The organism is Pseudomonadales bacterium (genome assembly GCA_041395945.1).
Taxonomy (GTDB): domain Bacteria; phylum Pseudomonadota; class Gammaproteobacteria; order Pseudomonadales; family Azotimanducaceae; genus SZUA-309.
In genome coordinates this window covers 605,022-624,123 of record JAWKZN010000001.1, presented here as the reverse complement: position 1 = coordinate 624,123, position 19,102 = coordinate 605,022, and the positions used below count along the sequence as shown (strand labels likewise).

At 62.1% G+C, this 19,102-nt stretch carries 19 protein-coding genes; 6 read left to right on the top strand and 13 right to left on the bottom strand.

Features of this window, described 5'->3' with window-relative positions; all coding sequences use genetic code 11:
- Positions 1-13: 13 nt before the first annotated feature.
- The 5 genes from R3E82_03000 to R3E82_02980 form a co-directional block, all read right to left on the bottom strand.
- Entirely contained in the window at positions 14-784 is a 771-nt protein-coding gene (locus R3E82_03000) for a transglutaminase-like domain-containing protein (GenBank protein MEZ5549837.1), read from the bottom strand.
- A 60-nt stretch (positions 785-844) separates the two neighbouring features.
- Positions 845-1,213 (bottom strand): response regulator, encoded by a 369-nt coding sequence (locus R3E82_02995; protein MEZ5549836.1) that lies wholly within the window; start codon positions 1,211-1,213, stop codon positions 845-847.
- Between the two features lie 85 nt (positions 1,214-1,298).
- Positions 1,299-2,903 (bottom strand): peptide chain release factor 3, encoded by a 1,605-nt coding sequence (locus tag R3E82_02990; GenBank protein MEZ5549835.1) that lies wholly within the window; start codon positions 2,901-2,903, stop codon positions 1,299-1,301.
- A 27-nt stretch (positions 2,904-2,930) separates the two neighbouring features.
- Entirely contained in the window at positions 2,931-3,389 is a 459-nt protein-coding gene (rimI, locus tag R3E82_02985; protein MEZ5549834.1) for a ribosomal protein S18-alanine N-acetyltransferase, read from the bottom strand.
- Positions 3,390-3,403: 14 nt separating this feature from the next.
- Positions 3,404-4,015 carry a hypothetical protein gene (locus tag R3E82_02980; GenBank protein MEZ5549833.1) on the bottom strand — a complete coding sequence of 204 codons (612 nt, stop codon included), beginning with the start codon at positions 4,013-4,015 and terminating at the stop codon, positions 3,404-3,406.
- A 37-nt stretch (positions 4,016-4,052) separates the two neighbouring features.
- Between R3E82_02980 and R3E82_02975 the strand changes: the two genes are divergently transcribed.
- Positions 4,053-5,150 (top strand): 3-deoxy-7-phosphoheptulonate synthase, encoded by a 1,098-nt coding sequence (locus R3E82_02975; GenBank protein MEZ5549832.1) that lies wholly within the window; start codon positions 4,053-4,055, stop codon positions 5,148-5,150.
- Here the strand turns inward: R3E82_02975 and R3E82_02970 are convergent.
- The 6 genes from R3E82_02970 to R3E82_02945 form a co-directional block, all read right to left on the bottom strand.
- Positions 5,088-5,633 carry a protein-methionine-sulfoxide reductase heme-binding subunit MsrQ gene (locus R3E82_02970; protein ID MEZ5549831.1) on the bottom strand — a complete coding sequence of 182 codons (546 nt, stop codon included), beginning with the start codon at positions 5,631-5,633 and terminating at the stop codon, positions 5,088-5,090. The two genes, R3E82_02975 and R3E82_02970, sit on opposite strands and share 63 nt — an antisense overlap.
- Positions 5,634-5,691: 58 nt before the next feature.
- Positions 5,692-6,627 carry a protein-methionine-sulfoxide reductase catalytic subunit MsrP gene (gene msrP, locus R3E82_02965; GenBank protein MEZ5549830.1) on the bottom strand — a complete coding sequence of 312 codons (936 nt, stop codon included), beginning with the start codon at positions 6,625-6,627 and terminating at the stop codon, positions 5,692-5,694.
- Positions 6,628-6,693: 66 nt separating this feature from the next.
- On the bottom strand, positions 6,694-7,563 hold the full coding sequence (pssA, locus tag R3E82_02960) for a CDP-diacylglycerol--serine O-phosphatidyltransferase (GenBank protein MEZ5549829.1): 870 nt from the start codon (positions 7,561-7,563) through the stop codon (positions 6,694-6,696).
- A 45-nt stretch (positions 7,564-7,608) separates the two neighbouring features.
- Complete coding sequence (ilvC, locus tag R3E82_02955; GenBank protein ID MEZ5549828.1) at positions 7,609-8,628, bottom strand: ketol-acid reductoisomerase; 1,020 nt, start codon at positions 8,626-8,628, stop codon at positions 7,609-7,611.
- Between the two features lie 129 nt (positions 8,629-8,757).
- Positions 8,758-9,249, bottom strand: a complete 492-nt coding sequence (ilvN, locus tag R3E82_02950) for an acetolactate synthase small subunit (GenBank protein MEZ5549827.1) — start codon at positions 9,247-9,249, stop codon at positions 8,758-8,760.
- A complete protein-coding gene (locus R3E82_02945) occupies positions 9,249-11,036 on the bottom strand; it encodes an acetolactate synthase 3 large subunit (GenBank protein ID MEZ5549826.1) in 1,788 nt (595 codons plus the stop codon). Before R3E82_02945 ends, ilvN begins: the two co-directional genes overlap by 1 nt.
- A gap of 396 nt (positions 11,037-11,432) precedes the next feature.
- Here R3E82_02945 and R3E82_02940 point away from each other — a divergent pair, with 396 nt between their 5' ends.
- Positions 11,433-11,906 (top strand): DUF4124 domain-containing protein, encoded by a 474-nt coding sequence (locus tag R3E82_02940; protein ID MEZ5549825.1) that lies wholly within the window; start codon positions 11,433-11,435, stop codon positions 11,904-11,906.
- A 22-nt stretch (positions 11,907-11,928) separates the two neighbouring features.
- Here R3E82_02940 and pgeF read toward each other — a convergent pair whose 3' ends face one another.
- Complete coding sequence (pgeF, locus tag R3E82_02935; protein MEZ5549824.1) at positions 11,929-12,723, bottom strand: peptidoglycan editing factor PgeF; 795 nt, start codon at positions 12,721-12,723, stop codon at positions 11,929-11,931.
- Positions 12,710-13,717: a 23S rRNA pseudouridine(1911/1915/1917) synthase RluD gene (rluD, locus tag R3E82_02930; GenBank protein MEZ5549823.1), complete on the bottom strand. Its 1,008-nt coding sequence runs from the start codon at positions 13,715-13,717 to the stop codon at positions 12,710-12,712. Before rluD ends, pgeF begins: the two co-directional genes overlap by 14 nt.
- A 139-nt stretch (positions 13,718-13,856) precedes the next feature.
- Here rluD and R3E82_02925 point away from each other — a divergent pair, with 139 nt between their 5' ends.
- From R3E82_02925 to R3E82_02910, 4 genes are all read left to right on the top strand, one after another.
- Positions 13,857-14,870: an outer membrane protein assembly factor BamD gene (locus R3E82_02925; GenBank protein ID MEZ5549822.1), complete on the top strand. Its 1,014-nt coding sequence runs from the start codon at positions 13,857-13,859 to the stop codon at positions 14,868-14,870.
- A 25-nt stretch (positions 14,871-14,895) separates the two neighbouring features.
- Entirely contained in the window at positions 14,896-16,518 is a 1,623-nt protein-coding gene (locus tag R3E82_02920) for an ATP-binding protein (protein ID MEZ5549821.1), read from the top strand.
- Positions 16,515-17,954, top strand: a complete 1,440-nt coding sequence (locus tag R3E82_02915; GenBank protein MEZ5549820.1) for a sigma-54 dependent transcriptional regulator — start codon at positions 16,515-16,517, stop codon at positions 17,952-17,954. Before R3E82_02920 ends, R3E82_02915 begins: the two co-directional genes overlap by 4 nt.
- A gap of 69 nt (positions 17,955-18,023) precedes the next feature.
- Positions 18,024-18,584 carry a GspH/FimT family pseudopilin gene (locus R3E82_02910; protein MEZ5549819.1) on the top strand — a complete coding sequence of 187 codons (561 nt, stop codon included), beginning with the start codon at positions 18,024-18,026 and terminating at the stop codon, positions 18,582-18,584.
- Positions 18,585-19,102 lie beyond the last annotated feature (518 nt).

The window sequence follows — 19,102 nt, the reverse complement described above, 5'->3', positions numbered from 1 at the left end:
ACAGAAAGCGATCTCAGTGCATGGATTCGCTGGCTTTGCCCAGTGCGGCCAGCCGTCGCTGCAGCACGGTGGTCAGTTCCGGCTGCACTCTCCCAGCCAGATCGATTGCCTCCGTCAGACTCGACTTCGCCATCTGCACCGCACCCAGACGCAGCCACAGCTCACTGCGTTCGAGCGCCAGCGCGACATCATCCGGACTCACCGCACGCTGACAGTCGAGTAGGTCCAGAGCCAGATCCCAGCGACTTACCCGGGCGTGGTGCTGCCTGACGTTGTTCAGCATCCGCTGCAGCACGGCGACCGGTGATGCCGGGGCAAACGCGGCGGCCCGCCCGGTGTCCGGAATGCCGGCCAGTTTCTGCCAGTGTTCCGCTGCAGTAGGCCGCATCTCGAAGGGGTCGATGAGGTTGTCGCGCACACTGACCAGAAAGTGACCGGGAAAACCGATGCCGCTGGCCCGGGCACCCATGGCTCTGGCGACTTCTATCAGCACGATGCCCAGCGTGATGGGAATTCCGCGGCGGCGCTCCAGCACCCTGTCGAGACGGCTGTTGTCCAGTGAGCCATAGTCGCTGCGGTTGCCACTGAAACCTTCGCGCGCGAGGAACTCCCAGGGCGCCTCCGGTTGGTCGCATTGCCGGGCCAGGTCGCAGAGGGTGCCACGGATCCGCCCTGCATCGATCCGCTGATCCAGCAGTGCATTGAGGAGCAGCGCGCCGTCGAGCTCAGAACCTGCAGGGTCTGCCGCGAAGGCCCGGAAGGGTGCGATTACCGATTCATCCACGGCACCGCCCTGTCAGAGTGGATCGAGGCCAGTTGTGCTGCCCCCTTATTCCACAGGTGCTCACGCAGTCAGGAGATGGGACACTGTGCTGATGAGTTCCTGGCGTCCAAAGGGTTTTGCCAGGGTGGCATTGGCGCCGATGAATCGAGCCGTTTCGAGATAGTCGGTGGGACCGACCCGGCCCCCACCGGAAATCGCGATGATCGGCATGCGGCTGTGATGCCGGCGGATATCGGCGATGGTCTCGAGGCCTTCCTTCTCCGGCATGATCAGATCGGTGATCACCAGATCGAAGTAATGATCGCGGATCTGCTCCACCGCCTGCTGACCATTCTCCGCTACTGCCACGGTATGGCCCTCGAGGCGCAGCATTTCGCTCATCACCTCCAGCACCTGGGTATCATCGTCCACGACCAGAATCGTGCTCATAGGGGTTACCACCATCAGACCGAGCCATTTAACCAGATATTGACTCTCCGGAGTCTAGTACAGGATCACATCCGTTGTAGTTGACTCAGTGTTCCCGGGTCTTTGAAAACTGGATTTCCGGCCAGCGTTCTTCCACCAGCATCAGATTGGCGCGGGTGGGCGCCAGATATGTCAGGTAGCCGCCGCCGTCGATGGCGAGCTGGTCCTCGTGCTTCTTCCGGAAATCGGCCAGGATTTTCGCATCCTGGCAGTGCACCCAGCGTGCCGAGTGGATATTGGCGTCTTCATAGACGCAGTCGGCGCGATATTCCTCCCGCAAGCGGAAGGCCACCAGATCGAACTGCAGTACCCCCACAGCACCCACCACGGTTTCGTTGCGCGTCAACGGCCGGAAAATCTGGCTGGCGCCCTCTTCAGCAAGTTCGCTGAGACCCTTGTCGAGCTGCTTGGTGCGCAGCGGGTCGCGCACCCTGACACGCCGGAACAGTTCCGGTGCAAAATTCGGAACACCCTTGAAGCTGAGAATCTCACCTTCGGTGAAAGTATCGCCGATCTGAATGGTGCCGTGATTGTGCAGGCCGATGATGTCGCCCGGGAACCCCTCCTCCGCCTGCTGCCGGTCACCGGCCATGAAGGTCACCGCGTCACTGATCTTCACGTCTTTGCCGAGACGCACATGACGCATGCGCATGCCGTGCCGATAGTGACCGGAACAGACGCGAAGAAAGGCAATCCTGTCCCGGTGTTTCGGGTCCATGTTCGCCTGAATCTTGAACACGAACCCGGTAAAGGCTTCCTCGGCCGGGTCGACCGTGCGGCTGTCCGCCTCCCGGGGCAATGGCGCAGGAGCGGTGGCGACAAATCCTTCGAGCATCTCCTCCACACCAAAATTGCCCAGTGCCGTACCGAAGTACACCGGAGACAGTGTCGCGCCGAGGTAGTCTTCCCGGTTGAATCTGTGGCTCGCACCCTTCACCAGTTCGATCTCGGCCATGAAGTTATCGAATTCATCGGCCAGGTAGACGCGCGCCTCCTCACTGTCCAGACCCTGGATAGCGCGGTACTTGTGGATGTGATGACCGTGACCCGAGGCATAGCAGATGATCCGATCCTCTGCCAGTTGGTAAATGCCTTTGAAGTGGCGCCCCATGCCGATGGGCCAGGTCATTGGCGCGCACTGGATCTGCAGAATGTCTTCGATCTCGTCGAGCACTTCGATGGGATCCCGAATCTCCCTGTCCATCTTGTTGATGAAGGTGACGATGGGTGTGTCCCGCAGGCGGCACACCTCCATCAGTTTGATCGTGCGGGGTTCGACACCCCGGGCGCCGTCTATCACCATCAGCGCGGAATCGACCGCTGTAAGGGTTCGATAGGTGTCTTCGGAGAAGTCCTCGTGACCGGGGGTATCGAGCAGATTGACGACCGCGTCCCGATAGGGGAACTGCATGACAGAGGTGGTCACGGAAATGCCCCGCTGCTGTTCCATCGCCATCCAGTCCGAGGTGGCATGACGATCGGACTTGCGCGCCTTGACCGTGCCGGCAAGCTGAATCGCGTTGCCGAACAGCAGCAGCTTCTCGGTCATCGTGGTCTTCCCCGCATCCGGGTGAGAAATGATCGCGAAGGTACGCCTGGCGCGCAGTGCCCGCTGAAGACGAGCGGCGCCGGCGGGTGGGACCGAAGACATGGCGTGGTTTCCGTAAAAAGCGCGCGATTATACCTGGGTGCGGCTCGACTGGCGGAAAAAGGCTTCCAGATCCAGGACCATCACCCGGGCGTCTTCCCGGCCTTTATCAGCGGGGTAGTAGTTTTTCCGTAATCCGACTTCCACGAAGCCGAGGGATTCGTAGAGCCGTGCTGCGATCAGGTTGGACGGGCGCACTTCGAGAAACAGAGCATCCGCGCCTGCAGCACGCGCGCAATCCAGTGCATGGAGCGTCAACGTGCGCCCGTAGCCGTGGCCCTGGCTCTCGCGACGGACACAGACATTGAGCAGATGCGCCTCACCGGCACCCGGGGTGATCACCAGGTGCCCGACCAGCGTGCCATCGACACTGCCGACCCAGCATTCCTGCTCTTCATTCAGACAGTCGCTGAAGATACCCCGGGTCCAGGGATAGGCGTAGGCGCTGAATTCGTTACTCACAACCGCATCGAGATCGTCGGCCGTCATCGCGCGAAGCCTGATCACGATGCCGTGCGCGGTGTCCGGGCGCCTTGCGCTGCCACCTGACGGATCTGCAGCCAGAGCGCCTTCTTCAGATCCGCTTCGAGGAGCAGCTGGTCGAGGCGCGGCATCATCAGTACCGATTCCGGCCACTGCAGATCCGGCACCCGCTCACACATCCGGCTGCACACCAGCAATCGGACAGCACCACTGTCTCCGAGCTGCTTATCGATGAAGGCCGCCAGCGAACGGCCGGCATGGCCGGTACCCGGTTCGAGACCCGGATGCGGCCAGCTGAAGACGACCTGCTGCGGTGATCCGGCGCCACCGAGCGCCCTGAGCAGATCACAACAGAAGCGCAGGGGAAAACGCTGTTCGGGTGCTTCCACCAGCATCAGCGTGCCGGTGTCTCTGAGGCAGACGACGGTGAACGGTTCCACCGCAGCGGCTGCCACAGCGGCAGCAGGGGCCTCAGGCGTGCCGGATCGGGTGGGGCGTGCAGCGGTGTCGGGAGATTCCGTTACAGGGACAGGGGGCGTCGCCACCCGGCCTGCCGGGTTGCGCGGGCGCCAGACGTCGATCCCCATCAGTCGTAGCAGGCGGGCGGTTTCCATAACGCCGGCATTGTACACTTCAGCCCGCCTCTGCTTAAGGAATACAGGCTCAACCATGAAGTACCTGACTGACGACGTCCGCATCACCGGCATGGAAGAAGTCATCGCTCCAGCCGAGCTGATTGCGCAGCTGCCCATCGATGATGCGGCATCGGAACTGATTTTCTCCACCCGCGCCCAGATCAGTCAGATCCTCCGGGGTGAGGACCCGCGGCTGCTGGTGGTGATAGGACCCTGCTCCATACACGATCCGAAGGCGGCTCTGGAATACGCTGACCGACTGGCCAAGATTGCCGCCGAACTGAAGGATCAGCTGCACATCATCATGCGGGTCTATTTCGAGAAACCCCGCACCACCGTGGGCTGGAAGGGACTGATCAACGATCCCCATCTCAACGATTCCTGCGACATCAACCACGGCCTGGCAATGGCACGCGGCGTGCTGCGGGACATCACCGCACGGGGGCTGGGCACCGGGACAGAGTTTCTTGATCCAATCACCCCGCAGTACCTGGGCGATCTGGTCAGCTGGGGCGCAATCGGTGCGCGCACCACGGAAAGCCAGGTCCACCGTCAACTGGCTTCCGGGTTGAGCTGCCCGATAGGATTCAAGAACAGTACCGATGGTTCCATTCAGGTGGCGGTCGACGCCATCGGCAGCGCCGCACACCCCCACGTATTCCTGTCCGTGACCAAGCAGGGCCATTCAGCGATCTTTTCGACCGCCGGCAACGAAGACTGCCACGTGATTCTTCGTGGCGGTGGTGGCAAGTCCAACTACGACAACCCTTCCGTGCACTATGCGAGTCGTCTTCTCGAGCAGGCCGGGCTCAACAACCGGGTGATGATCGACATGAGTCACGCCAACAGCGACAAGGATTTCCGCAAGCAGCTCAAGGTCTGTGACGACCTCTGCCGACAGATCAGCCAGGGCGAGAACCGCATTTTCGGTGTGATGATCGAGAGCAATCTCGTCGAAGGCAAACAGAAGATCGGCAGACCGGCTGAAATGACCTATGGACAGAGCATCACGGACGGCTGCCTGTCCTGGGAAGACAGCGAGCGCTGTCTGCGCGCACTTGCCGAAGCATCAGACGCCCGCCGCGCGTTGACGGAGCCACTTCAGGCGCAACCGATCCGCGATGAGGATTAAATAGATCAGCAGGTAAGCGATGGGTTCGCCGTAGCCGTCCTTCGTCAGCCACCACAGATGCAGCAGCGCCAGACCGCAGATCGGATAGATCAGCTGGTGGAGATTACGCCAGCGCAGTTTCAGTCGCCGCTGCCAGCCGTTGGTGCTGGTGATCGCAAGCGGTATGAGCAGCGCCAGCGCGAGAAATCCCGCGATGATGTACGTACGTTCTGTGAGGTCTTCAAGTATCAGTGCCCAGTCGAATTCGGCGAGCAGACCGAGATAGGCGCAGAAGTGCAATCCGACGTAAGTGAAGGCGAACAGACCCAGCATGCGTCGTACCCGCAGCAGGCGCGGCTGATTAAACAGCCGCCGCAGGGTCGATACCGCGAGGGTGGCAAGGAGCAGCCGGATCGACCACTGACCGAGATACTCCACCACCACTTCACCGGGATCGGCACCCAGCCGGCTGCCGGGCATCTCCAGCTCGGCGGCCACCGCCACAAGCAGCCAGCCCAGCGGTGCCGCGCAGAGCAGAAAGGTCAGGGATTTCAGCGCCGGATCAGAAATGGCGGGTCAGATCCATGCCCGAATACAGAGCAGCCACCTGTTCCGCGTAGCCGTTGAACGGCAGCGTCGGTATCCGGTTCTGAGAAAGCAGAGTGCTCGGCAGGCGCCGCTCACTGGCCTGACTCCAGCGCGGGTGATCGACAGCCGGGTTCACATTCGCGTAAAAGCCGTACTCATCGGGTGCAAGCACATTCCAGGTGTTCTTCGGCTGGGTGCGGGTGAAACGGATGCCGACCACGGACTTCACACTCTTGAAGCCGTATTTCCACGGCACCATCAGCCGCCAGGGTGCACCATTCTGATTCGGCAGGGGTTTGCCGTACACGCCAGTCACCATGAGGGTGAGGTCGTGCATGGCTTCGTCGATGCGCAGGCCTTCCACATAGGGCCAGTCGATGCTGGAGAAGAAGGAATTCTGGCCCGGCATTTCAGACGGTCGCAGCAGTGTGGTCAGCTCGACATACTTCGCGTTGCTGTTCGGCTCGAGTCTGGTGAGGATGTCCTTGAGCGGTATGCCCATCCAGGGCACCACCATCGACCAGGCCTCCACACAGCGGAACCGGTATATGCGCTCTTCCGGCGTCAGTCCCCTGATCAGATCCTCGATATCGAACTCGCCCGTCTTCGCCGCCTCGCCACTGACTTTGACGCTCCAGGGCCGGGTGGTGAGCCGATCGGCGTAACGGGCCGGATCCGACTTGTCCATCCCGAATTCATAGAAATTGTTGTAACCCGTGACGATCGCCTCCGGGGTGAGCGCCTCATCCGTATTTCTGCCGTCCGCGGTCACCGCAGCGAACGCCGGCGCACCCGCCGCCGCCAGTGCGGAGCCCGCAGCCACCCCGTGCATGAAGCGTCTGCGTGACCAGAAGACGGCTTCGGGTGTGATCTCGTGGCTGGGAATGTCCGTGCGTTTACCGATCAGCATCCGTGGTCTCCTGCAAGGGTTCGCCGCCTGCGCGGGCATATCAGACCCCGGCAGAGCGCCGAAAGTTCACACACTGCCGCTGCGCTGTTTCCGCTTGCGGTGACGCCGCCAGGCATGCTGCAGCGGACCGGAAAGCGCATAGGCCACCGACAGCACCAGCAGCACACGGGGCGGATCGAGAAACAGCAGCGCGAAAATCAGCACTGCCAGGACCAGTGTTATGAACGGAACACGCCCCTTGAGCTCGAGGACTTTCGGGGAAAAGTAGATGAAGTTCGAGACCATCAGCAGACCGACCGCCATCACCACGATCGCCATCACCACCGCTTCAGGCGCAGAAGGTGTACCCAGTCCATAATCGGCCCAGGCCCAGACGAGACAGGCGATGATCGCGGCCGCAGAAGGGCTCGCGAGGCCGGTGAAGGTTTTGTTATCACCACCGGTGTTGAAACGTGCCAGCCGCAGGGCGGCGCAGGCCATGTAGACGAAGGTGGCCACCCAGCCGAACTGTCCCAGGGAATCCAGACCCCAGGAAAAAGCGACCAGCGCAGGTGCAACACCGAACGCCACCATGTCCGACAGGGAATCATACTCGGCACCGAAGCGACTTTCCGTGCGTGTCCAGCGCGCCACCCGGCCATCAGCCGTATCCAGTGCCGCAGCCACGAAGATGGCAAGGGCGGCCGTAATGAAATTGCCGTTCATGCCCGCCACTATGGCGAAGAACCCGGCAAACATCGCACCGGTGGTGATGAGATTCGGCAGCAGATAAATGGGGCGTCTGGGTTTACCCGGTGACACATCATCCGGCTCTACGGATACCTCGTCCGCTTCTACGGACGCTTTGTCCGCTTCCGCCGACGCGTTCTCCGATGCATCAGCACCGCCTGCACCCCGCAGGCTGTGCACCTTCTGCTTGTCCCCTTCGCCTGTCACATCGCTCCCGTGTGTCTGCCTTTGCCAGTCAAACCTGATCGCCGGTCAGTTCTTGTCCCGATCCACCAGCCGATTCTGCGCAATCCACGGCATCATTGCACGCAGTCGTTCGCCGACCTGTTCGATGTCGTGGGACTGGCTGATGCGCCGCATCGCCTTGATGCTCGGGGCGCCAGCCTGATACTCGGCCACGAATTCCTTGGCGAAGCGGCCGGTCTGGATTTCGGTGAGGATGCGCTTCATCTCAGCCTTGGTTTCTTCCGTCACGATCCGCGGCCCGCGGGTCAGTCCACCATACTCCGCCGTATTGGACACGGTGTACCACATATTGGTAATGCCGCCTTCGTAGAAGAAGTCGACGATCAGCTTGAGTTCGTGCAGACACTCGAAGTAGGCCATTTCCGGTGCGTAACCGGCCTCGACCAGCGTTTCAAAACCTGCCTGCACCAGTGCGGCTGCACCGCCACAGAGCACGGCCTGTTCGCCGAACAGATCGGTTTCGGTTTCTTCTCTGAATGATGTTTCGATGATGCCGGCACGACCGCCGCCATTGGCACTCGCGTAGGAGAGTGCGGTGTTTTTGGCCTGGCCGGTGGGGTTCTGGAAGATGGCAATCAGACTGGGCACACCGCCGCCGGCAACATAAGTCGAGCGCACCGTGTGACCCGGGCCCTTGGGCGCGATCATGATCACATCGAGATCCTTGCGCGGCTCGATCAGTTCGAAGTGGATGTTGAATCCATGCGCAAAGCAGAGTGTTGCGCCCTGTCTGATGTTCGGCAGAATCTGCTCCCGGTAGAGCGCCTGCTGGTGTTCGTCGGGGGTGAGCACCATGATCAGGTCCGCCGACTTCGTCGCATCGGCGACTTCCGCCACCTTGAACCCGGCATTCTCCGCTTTCCGCCAGGAGTCCGATCCGCGCCGCAGGCCGATCGTGATATTTTTTACTCCGGAATCGCGCAGGTTGTTGGCGTGTGCATGGCCTTGTGAGCCATAACCGACCACCAGCACGTTCATCTTCTGGATGAGAGAAAGGTCGGCGTCTTTGTCGTAATACACTTGCATCATGTTTTCCTGGGTATCGTTTTCGAGTTAATTGAAATAACGGATCATTTCCAAATAAACAGGTCGCTGCAGAAGGAGATTCGCTGCAATAGCCGGCAGGATCCTCTGCAACCGCCGGGTACGTATTCTTCAGGCACTCAGCACTTTATCGCCGCGGCTTATGCCGGATACACCGGATCGCACCACTTCGAGAATACTGATCTTGCCCACTGCCCGTATGAAGGCATCCAGTTTCGCACTGGGCCCGGCCAGCTGAACGGTGTAGCCGTTTGGTGTCACGTCGATGATCTGTCCACGGAAGATATCCGCAGTCCGTTTTACTTCCTCCCGCGCCGGCCCTTCGGCCCGCACCTTCACCAGCATGAGCTCCCGCTCAACATGCTCGGAATCGGACAGATCGACAACTTTTACAACCTCGATCACCTTATAGAGATGCTTCACGATCTGTTCAATCTTGCTGTCGTCGCCTATGGTGGTCAGGGTCAGACGTGAGAGCGTGGCATCTTCGGTGGGCGCCACGGTCAGACTCTCGATGTTGTAGTTGCGCTGGGCAAACAGGCCCACCACGCGCGAAAGCGCACCGGGTTCGTTTTCCAGCAGGACGGCGATGATGTGGCGCATCACATGTAATCTCCCTGGATGCTGCTGGTAATCTTGGAGAGGTACATGTCCTGCATGGAACCTCCTTTGATCGCCATCGGATAGACGTGCTCGTCCGGATCCACCCAGACATCCACGAACACCGTCCGGTTTTTCAGCTTCGGACCGAAGGCTTCTTTCAGCACCGGCTCCAGATCCTCGATGCGCTCCACTTTGAAGCCGACGTGTCCGAAGGCCTCCACCAGGGTTTTGAAATCCGGCAGTGAGTCGCTGTAGGTGCTCTGGGAATGGCGACCGCCGTACTGCATATCCTGCCACTGCTTGACCATGCCCAGCGCCTGATTGTTGAGGCAGATGATCTTGATCGGCAGGCCGTACTGCAGACAGGTGGACAGTTCCTGCATGTTCATCATGAAGCTGCCTTCGCCGGTGACACAGACCACCGACGCGTCCGGCTTCGCGAACTGCACACCCATCGCCGCAGGCAGTCCGTATCCCATGGTCCCAAGTCCGCCGGAATTCACCCACTTGCGGGGTTCGTCGAAGCGGTAGTACTGGGCCGCAAACATCTGGTGCTGACCGACGTCGCTTGTCACGATGGCCTTGCCTTCGGTCACACGATAGAGCGCCTGTACCGCTTCCTGGGGCAGGATGGCGCGTCCGGGTTCCGGCTGCAGATCATGATCGAGGCCGTGGGCGCTCCGCCACCCGTCAATCTGCTCCCACCAGGCCGTCAGCGCATCCGTATCTGGCAGATCCGCATGTCGGTCCTGCTCCGCGGCGAGACTGCGTTTGAGGTCCTCGAGCACACTCGCCACATCGCCCACGATGGGAATCTGCACATCGATGATCTTGGAAATGGAGGCAGGATCCACATCGACATGAATGATGGTGGCATCCGGGCAGAACTTCGCCGGGTTGTTGGTCACCCGGTCATCGAAACGTGCACCGATCGCCAGAATCACATCCGCATGGTGCATGCACATGTTGGCTTCGTAGGTGCCGTGCATGCCCAGCATGCCCAGGAACTGGCGATCGTTGCCGGGGAAGCCGCCGAGACCCATCAGGGTGTTGGTGACCGGATAGTTGAGTGCATGAGCGATGTCCGTGAGCAGCCCGGAACCATCGCCCATCACCACACCGCCGCCGGCATAGATGACCGGTCGTTTCGCTGCCAGCAGCGCGGCGGCCGCTTTGCGTATCTGGCGGCCGTTGCCCTTCACCGCGGGGTTGTAGGAGCGCATCTTCACGTGCTTCGGATACACGTAGGGTGCGACCACATCCGGATCGGTGGTGTCCTTGGGCACATCGATTACCACCGGGCCGGGACGCCCCGTGCTGGCGATATGGAAGGCTTTCCAGATGATCTCCGGAATATCTTCGCAGCGCTTCACGATGAAAGAGTGCTTCACCACCGGACGGGAGATACCGACCATGTCGGTCTCCTGGAAGGCATCGGTGCCGATGACCGGATTGGGTACCTGTCCGGAGATCACCACCATGGGCACGGAGTCCATATAGGCGGTAGCAATGCCGGTAATCGCATTGGTCGCACCGGGACCTGAGGTCACCAGCACCACACCGGGCCGGCCAGTCACCCGGGCATACGCGTCGGCCATATGGGTGGCCGCCTGTTCATGACGCACCAGAATGTGTTCGATTTTCTGTTGCCGGAAGATGGCATCGTAGATGTGCAGCGCCGATCCGCCCGGATAACCGAAGATGTACTCGGCACCTGCATCCTGCAGCGCGCGAATCAGCATTTCGCCACCGGACAGCAGTTCCTCTGCCTTCTTTGTTTTACTCACAGGCCGTTTGTCGGCCTGGCTGCCACCATCCACATCACCACCTTCTGCTTCAGCCTGCTTCGTCTGCCGTCCGCTTTCCGTTGCCACACCGCACCCGCTTCCTGCAAATTCCAGATTCCCGAATCCTCAGGAGGCAGCCACCGGCCGCTTCCCTGCCCTGTTCGTCGACAGGCCTGTTCGCCAACCCTTACCCGCCCTCGAAGGATCCGCCTAACTGTTTGATTTTTAGCGGGTTTGGACCTGAGTCCCGACGAAAAGGCGGGTATTCTTGAGGTTGCGACCCATCATGTCAACGAAACTGAGACAGGGGTAACTGTTTGGGACCCGATTCGGGCATGCCTCCAGCAGCAGGGGCGCGTTACAATACGGCCCGTGTTCCGGGTCTATCATCAGGATATGAAGCGCTATATCTACAGCCTCCTTGCACTCGTCTGGACCGCCACTGCGGCGGCGGATGAGATATACCGCTGGGTCGATGCTGCTGGCGTGGTCAATTACACCCAGCAGAAGCCGCGTGATACCCAGTCCCAGAAAGTGACTACCAACCAGGGCGCCACCCGGATAGTCGAAGAGGCGGCACCCGCAGTCAGCCCTGAGCCGCCGGCAGACGGCAGCGCCGCTTTGTCGGAGTCACAGCAGACGATGCTCGAGAACCTGCAGGCCGCCGAACGCGCCCGTCAGGAGGAAATCGCCAAAATCCGCAGCGACAACTGTGAAAAGAGCCGCGCTCTGCTCGATCGGCTGACCGTGAATGCCCGTGTGCGGGTGACCGAGCCCTCCGGTCAGCAGCGCATAATGGGCGAAGACGAGCGCCAGGAGCGTATCAGCGAAGCCCAGGTCGGCATCGCACAGAACTGCGACTCGGCCTGACCTCGCCGCACCCGATCCGCCCTCAGGCCCGGGGCTCCAGCCAGGCCAGCGTCGCCATCCGTCCGGTCAGCCCGTCGCGCCTGTAGGAGTAGAGTTCCGGGCTCGCAAAGGTGCAGATCTGCTGACTGAACACTTCCGCCACCCCTGCACCCAGCAGCCGCTGCCGGGCAAGCGCAAAGAGATCCAGCCAGTATTTACCCGGCCTGCACCCGGGACTGAGACTGCGCTGTGCCATCGATCCCAGGCCGGCTACCGCCGTCGCGACATCGTCTCCGACTTCGTAGGCCCGGGGTCCGATGGCGGGCCCGAGCCAGGCCACACAATCCGCCGCCGTACAGGGCAGTTCGGCCAGGGTGGCTTCCAGTACACCGGCGATCAGTCCCCGCCAGCCTGCATGCGCCACCGCGACGACCCCGGCGGCCTGCGCCGCTATCACCACCGGCAGGCAGTCGGCCGTCAACACAGCAATTCCGATACCCGGCTCATCGGTCCACAAACCATCCGCTTCCGGTATTGCCCGATTGAGTCCCGGGCGGGCCCGCAGGACCTGCACCCCATGCACCTGATTGAGCCACTGAATGCTCCGGCAGCCGCTGCCGGAGATCAGCCTGCGGCGATTTTCCGCGACGCTGGCCGGGTCATCGCCAACGTGTTCCGCCAGGTTGAGCCCCTGGTAGACGCCCTGGCTCACGCCGCCTGCCCGGGTGGTCGTCAACGCCCGGATGCCAGGCTGTGCTGTCCAGTCAGGCGTGATCCAGGACCGGGAGGCGGTCTCCTCCAGTGGCTGCCCGGGCGACCGGCCGTCAGGACCCGTCATCTGCATCTTCTCTTAAGGCGGCGATCAGGTTCTCCAGGTCTTCAGGCGGCGGCGCTGTGAATGCGAGTGGTTCACCACTGACAGGGTGCGCCAGGGCCAGGGAGGCGGCATGCAGCGCCTGGCGCCGGAATGTCTGCAACCGCTCCACCAGCAGCGGAGCCGGTGCATTGGGCAGCCGGCCGCGGGCGGCATAGCGGTGATCTCCGGCAAGTGGATGGCCGATATGGGCCAGGTGCACGCGGATCTGGTGGGTGCGACCGGTCTCGAGCTGAGCCTCGATCAGGGTATGTACCCGGAAGCGCTCGAGCACCCGGATGTGGGTGCGGGCCTCGCGACCACCTTCCCGCACACACTGGCGCGTACGCTGCCGCGGGTCCCGGCCGATCGGCGCATCGACCGTTCTCCCCGCCACCAGGCGGCCTTCACACAGGGCCAGATAATGCCGCGCCACTTCCCTGGCAGAGATCGCCCTGACCAGCGCCTGATGTGCGGGCAGCGTGCCGGCCACCAGCAGCAGTCCGCTGGTGTCCTTGTCGAGCCGATGCACGACGCCGGCCCGCGGGACCAGGCGCAGACCGGGCCGATGGGCGAGCAGCCCGTTCACCAGGGTCTGATCCGGATTGCCCGCCCCGGGATGCACCACCAGTCCGGCGGGTTTGTGTACCACGAGCAGTTCCTCGTCCTCGTAAATCAGGTCCAGACGGATGGGCTGAGCGGCCGCCCAGTTCTCCCGCTCGGCCAGGGTGGCTGCGAGGCGCAGGCGTTCTCCACCGAACAGGCGCTGCTTCGGCTTCACCGCGGCACCATCCACTGTCAGTTCCCCCGACTGTATCCATCCGGACAGATTGGCCCGGGAAAAATCGTCGAACAGTTCAGCCGCCACCTGATCGACCCGCCGACCGGCAAGACGGGACGGGACGCTCGCCTCACGGCTGACATCCTGCCGGGCGGGGCTGTCAGGAACGGGGGGCTCGATGGGTGGCAGCGGCTGCATGGGCTCGGATCGCGGACCTCAGTGCCCGACAGTTTGAACGTTCAACCCGGGGGCGTCACCATCCCGGGCCCACCACATCCAAGTTGCAACCCGGAGGTAAATCGTTAAATTAGCGAAACTTTTCCCACTCATGGTTTTCATGACAGATTTCTCCGGTCCGATTCGACCCCTGTGTGCAACCAGGCCGTCGATACTTCAGCCCTTCCGCTTCCGCAGTCTTGCCCGTGGTCTGGCACTGGTACTCGTGCTGTCTACCACAGCCTGTTCCTGGATGCCCTTCGTGGGGAAAAAGGATAAGGACTTTGAACAGGAAGACCTCAACGCCACCGAGCAGGCGCTGTATCGCCAGACCCAGCGGAGCCTGCGCTCGGGAAACTACAGTGCCGCCATCGAAGGCCTGCAGCGACTGGAAGCCCGTTTTCCTTTCGGTCGCTACGCTGAACAGGCCCAGCTGGAGATCATCTACGCCCACTACATGGCGACCAGCTACGATGCGGTGGCGACCACGGCGGAGCGCTTCATCCGCCTGCACCCGACCCACGCCAACATCGACTACGCCTACTATCTGAAGGGCCTCGCCGCCTACAACAAAAACCGCGGCATGCTGGACCGGGTGTTCACCTCCGACGTCTCGAAACGCGACATGACCCCCGCTCAGGAAGCCTATAAGGATTTTGCCACCCTGCTCAGCCGCTACCCGACCAGCCAGTACGCGCCGGATGCCCGACAGCGCATGCTCTACCTGCGTAATCTCCTGGCCCGCTCCGAACTGCATGCCGCGAATTTCTACATGCGCCGCGGCGCCTATCTCGCCGCCAGCAACCGGGCACGTTATGTGGTCGAAACCTACTCCCGGTCGGAAGCGGTGGCCGACGCCCTGGCCATTGTGATCGAGGCCAACTACCGGCTGGGACTGGAGGATGCCGCCAACGACGCCCTGCGGGTGCTGGCGCTGAACTATCCGAACTACAAAGCCTTCGACAGCGAGGGCAACCTGGTACTGAATTCCCAGATCCTCAATCGGGACCGGTCCTGGACCAACATGATCACCTTTGGTCTGCTCGACCGACCCGCAGTGCCACCGCCGATCAGCATCCGACAGCCGCAAGGCGTGGGTGACCCCGCACCGGGGGTCGATTCGAGCGGCGACTAGTGGAGCGATTGCAGCAGGCGGCAGCGTGATCACGCCACGCTCGGAAATTCTTCAGGAGATCGAGCGGCGCCGGCTGGATCTCACCATCGGCCTGCTCAAGGTCTATAACTACTACCGGGTACTGATCGGGCTGGCTCTGCTGGTGGTGGCCTCCCAGCGGCTGATCGAGTCGCGACTGGGCGATCTCGACCTGGCCTGGTTCCTCGCGGTCACCGGCACCTATACCCTCATCAATCTCCTCACCGCGGTGACGGTGCAGCTGCTGCCCCAGTCGAGCTTCGCCAAGGAGTATCCGGCCATTGCGCTGGTGCTGTTCGATGTACTCGCCCTGACCTGGCTCACGTACTTGAGCGGTGGCGTCAGCAGCGGTCTGGGCGCTCTGATCCTGGTTTCGATCGCCACCGGATCCATCATCGTCACCGGTCAGAAAGCCAACGTGCTCCCTGCCCTGGCGACCATCGCCATTCTCTATGAGGAATTTCATCTGGCGCTGACTGCACCCGCGCTTCACGACGACTATTTTCAGGCGGGCATCCTCGGCGCGCTGTACTTCGCGGTGGCGCTGTCGGTACAGCGTATATCGCGACGGGTGCGACAGAACGACATCCGTGCCCTTACCCAGGCAGCCGAACTGGCCGATCTGGAACGTGTCAACCGGCAGATCGTTCACCGCATGCGCACCGGCATCGTGCTGGTGGATCAGGATTCCCGGATCCGCATGGCCAACCAGTCCGCCCGGGCGCTGCTGGGTCAGAATCAGGATGAGGAACTGGCCACCCTGCCTGAGCCTCTGGTCAGCCAGCTCGAAGCCTGGCGCGCAGACAACGCCCGGCGGGTACCGCCGTTCCAGATCCGCCAGGATACCCCCGAGATCCGGGTGGCCTTCTCACCGGTGCGCGCCGACCAGCCGGACGGCGATGTCACCATCTTCCTCGAAGACACCGGAGAGATTCAGCAGCAGGCCCAGCAGCTCAAGCTGGCGGCACTCGGCCGCCTTTCTGCGAGCATTGCCCACGAGATCCGCAATCCGCTCGGCGCCATCAGCCACGCAGCCCAGCTGCTCAGCGAATCCAGCAACCTCGATAAAGGTGACGAACGTCTCACTACCATCATTCATGACCACTGCCGGCGCATGAATGCCGTTATCGAAAATGTGCTGAAGCTGTCACGCCGCCGGCCACCCACCCCGGTTAAACTCAACCTCAAGGAATTTCTTCTGGAGTTCAGAGACAGCTTTCTGGACACAGAACCCGACGCTCAAATCGATGTGAGCGTGAATCCGGAGGACACGGAAGTGCGCATGGACAAGAGCCAGCTGCTGCAGGCCCTTACCAATCTGGCCAGCAACGGCATCCGCTACAGTCGCGAAGCGGGGCAGGCCTATCTGCGCCTCGAAGGCGGTATCGACGCCCATACGGACCGGCCCTACCTGAATGTCATCGACAGTGGTCCGGGGGTATCCCCCGACCAGCTCACCAATCTGTTCGAACCTTTTTTCACCACTGCCAAAACCGGAACCGGACTGGGTCTGTATATCTCCCGGGAGTTGTGCGAAACCAACCAGGCGCGCCTGACCTACTACCCCGACGAAGGCGGCGGCGCCTGCTTCCGCATCATCTTCGCCCATCCTGACCGGATCACCGCATGAGCCGTAAGCGCGCACTCATCGTCGACGACGAACCGGATATCCGGGAGCTTCTCGAAATCACTCTCGGGCGGATGAAAATCGACACGGCCAGTGCACCGGATCTGGCCACTGCCCGGGAACTCCTGCGCACGGACGAATACGACCTGTGTCTGACCGACATGCACCTTCCGGACGGCGACGGACTGGAACTGGTGAGCCATATCAGTGAACACCGGCCGGGACTGCCAGTAGCGATGATCACCGCCTACGGCAGCATAGATACCGCCATCGGTGCTCTGAAAGCGGGCGCTTTCGATTTCGTGCAGAAGCCGGTGGATCTCGAGCAGCTGCGCGCCCTGGTGGATACCGCGCTGAAAATCGGCGCCATCGAAGCCGACCGCAGGGAGGGTGAGACACGCCTGACCGGCGAATCAGAACCCATGCAGCGCCTGCGGGAACAGATCAGCAAACTGGCCCGCAGCCTGGCGCCGGTATACATCAGCGGTGAATCCGGTTCGGGTAAGGAACTCGCCGCCCGTCTGATTCATGAGCAGGGGCCGCGCGGCGAACGCCCTTTCGTGCCGGTGAACTGCGGTGCGATTCCCAGTGAACTGATGGAGAGTGAATTCTTCGGCCATGTCAAAGGCAGTTTTACCGGAGCTGTGGCCGACAAGGTCGGTCTTTTCGAAGCCGCAGCCGGTGGCACCCTGTTCCTCGATGAAGTCGCCGATCTGCCGCTGTCCATGCAGGTGAAACTGCTGCGGGCGATCCAGGAAAAAGCGGTGCGGGCGGTAGGCTCGGCCGAGGAAAAAGGTACCGACGTTCGGGTACTCTCCGCAACCCACAAGGATCTCGGCCAGGAAGTCGCCCAGGGCCGCTTCCGTCAGGATCTGTACTACCGGCTCAATGTCATCGAACTGCAGATGCCGAGCCTGCGCGAACGTGCCTCCGATATCCCTGAACTTGCCAGCCAGATTCTGCAGCGTCTGGCCACAGAGTACGGCAAGGCGGCACCGCGTCTGTCCGATCCCGCGATGCGGGCACTCAAGGCCTATGGCTTCCCGGGCAACGTGCGGGAACTGGAGAACGTGCTCGAGCGGGCATTCACCCTCTGTGAAGGCGACCTCATTGAGCCCGCTGACCTGCAGCTCGACACCAACGGCCGGCCGGCACCGGCTGCCACCCTCGGAATCGAGGCCGCGGCGGCCGGAGAAAGCGCTGACCCGGCCGCGGTCAGCCAGGCCGCCGCCTCTCCGCCATTGCCGACCGGCCAGGGACAGGACACACCCGCCCTGCCACCGGGACAGTCACTGGAGGAATATCTCGAAGGCATAGAGCGCAGACTCATCGTCGGTGCACTGGAAGCCAACCGCTGGAACAAGACCGCCGCTGCCAAGGATCTGGGCATCACTTTCCGCGCCCTGCGCTACCGGCTGAAAAAACTCGACCTCGAATAGGCGTCTTCCCTGCCCCGGCCGGGCCATCGGCCGCTACACCTGGTTCCGCCCCGACACTGCAATCCAGTCATGGATGTGCGGGGTGTTTCACTGATCGAACTGCTGGTCGCACTGCTGATCGCGGCGGTGCTGCTGCAGCTTGCCTTACCGGCCTGGTCGACTTTTCAGGGCAACCGGCGTGCGGTGGCGGCCATCAACACCCTGATCGCCAGTGTGCAGCTCGCGCGCACCAGCGCTGTGGTGCAGGGCGTCACCGTGACCTTCTGTCCGCGCAGCGGCGCAGCCTGTGGTTCCCGGGCAGACTGGACTCAAGGTGGGCTGATCTTCGCCGATGCAAATCGCAACGCCAGAATCGACGAAGGTGAAGTCGTTTATGGCGGCCTGCCCCCGCTCGACGGAGGTGCCACTCTGCAGTGGCGTGCGTTCCGCAATCGATCCTACCTGCAGTTCCGGCCCAGCGGACTGACCGACTGGCAGAACGGCAGTTTCCTGTATTGTCCGGCGGATGGCGATGCCCGGTTTGCACGCGCCATTATCCTCAATGTCGCAGGGCGTGTGCGTCGTGCGCCGGATCGGAATCAGGATGGGATCGCAGAGGACGCACAGGGCCGTCCTCTGGTTTGTCAGTGAACGCGGGAAACGCGGGTGGTGGATCTTGCCAGGCTGATACTCGGTGGGTCTGGTGTCGGAGCGGATCTCGAGGCTGGGGTGGTGAAGGGGTTGCGGCAGACCTACGCTCGGGCCCTCCGGGCTTCCCTCGATCGGCGGAGTTGCCTCGCGGCAGCCGCGAGTCAATCCGCTTCACTCGGCCTCGCTCCACGGTCCGCCGCAACCCCTTCACCACCCCAGCTTCCAGATGGATCCGAGACAGACCCCCGAAACCAGGCTGGCAGAAGGACAAATGCACAACTCCGCGTATCGCCGAATTGACCGATCCCCGTTCAGAGGCATGTGACTTCTCCGGCTATCCGTCAGAAGCACGGCCGGGAATCTCGGAGCGATTTACAAGGCGTGGTCGAGGACCTGTTGTCCCGGGCCGTGTAGCGAGGCCGAGGGCGGCCAATTGATCCGCTTCGGGGCAAGTGGCCAATCGAGGGCAGCCGGGACGGCCCGAGCGAGGTCCGGGACAACAGGTCCTCGACCACGCC